We start from the raw sequence: 321 nt of genomic DNA, 5'->3' as shown, positions 1-321 counted from the left end.
TGGCCGGGCTCGCCGCCATCAATCTGTGGACCAGCCATGGCAATGCGCTGGCGACTGCCGATCTGGTTGCCGATCGGACGCTGATGGCATCGGCGCGCGCCATAGCCGAGCAAGTTTCGGTGAAAGACGGCGTGCTCGATGCCACCATTCCGCCGGCGGCGATCGAAATGTTCGATACCGGCGATCGCGACAGTGTCTACTACCATGTCGAGACCGCGGGCGGACGCCTGCTGACGGGCTATCCCGACCTGCCTAAGGCGACACAGCGCGGCAGCATCGAGACCCGCTTTCGCGATCACCGCCTGCGGCTGGCGACGCTCA

Annotated in this window: 1 protein-coding gene; it reads left to right on the top strand. The window is 65.4% G+C overall.

The features are described 5' to 3' along the window. Window positions 1–321: sensor histidine kinase N-terminal domain-containing protein (locus tag EN786_RS36790; protein ID WP_189524396.1), on the top strand; the 321-nt coding region annotated here is incomplete at both ends.

It is taken from the genome of Mesorhizobium sp. M4B.F.Ca.ET.143.01.1.1 (assembly GCF_004792275.1).
GTDB lineage: Bacteria > Pseudomonadota > Alphaproteobacteria > Rhizobiales > Rhizobiaceae > Mesorhizobium > Mesorhizobium abyssinicae.
The sequence above is the reverse complement of the archived record's forward strand: the minus strand, read 5'-3'. Positions and strand labels throughout refer to the sequence as shown.